1 protein-coding gene is annotated in these 751 nt (G+C 66.0%); it reads left to right on the top strand.

Annotation, left to right across the window (positions count from 1 at the left end):
- On the top strand, nt 1-751 hold a 751-nt coding region (locus tag EII35_RS15555; RefSeq protein WP_148098974.1), incomplete at both ends, for an RHS repeat protein.

A 751-nucleotide genomic window follows, 5' to 3' on the forward strand; every position in this document is an offset into this window, starting at 1 on the left:
GTGACCCGGCCGGGAACATCACCCAGGTCACCCATCCCGGACTCGCCACCGCCACCCTCGAACGCGACCAGAAAGGCCGACTGACCCGCGCTGTCCTCGATGACGCCATCCACCAATGGGGCTACACCAACGGATTCATCACCCACCACACCACCACCAGCCAAGGCCTGGCCCACACAGCCGCCATGGACTACACCGACGCCGGCTGGCTCGCATCAGTCACCATCGATGGGCAACACACCCGGTACCACTACGACGACGCCGGACAACTCCTCCAAGCCACCACCCCCCACGGGGTCAACAGCTGGAGCTACGACCCGGCCGGCCGCCTCACCACCGAAACCATCGACGGCACCACCTGGGAACGCACCTACAACCTGGCTGGCCAACTCCTCCAAGCCACCAACGGCGCCGAAACCATCACCTACACCCACGACCACACCGGACGCCGCACCACAGAGACCCACAGTGATGGCGACCGCCGCGACTACACCTGGACCGCCCTGTCACAACTCGCCACCATCACCACCCACCACAACGACCAAGTCCACCACACCACCACTGTTGTCGACGCCCTCGGCCACCTCGCCCACATCAACAACCACGACATCTTCACCGACCCCACCACCGGCACCCTCCTGCAGGCAGACAATCACACCATCATCACCGCCGGGCCCCTCACCGCCACCACCAACCACGGCTGGCTCCCCTCCTCCTGGCGCCCCCACCGCCACACCACCCCCACCAACCC

Origin of the sequence: Arachnia propionica (assembly GCF_003932785.1) — a bacterium.
Classification (GTDB): Bacteria; Actinomycetota; Actinomycetes; order Propionibacteriales; family Propionibacteriaceae; genus Arachnia; species Arachnia propionica_B.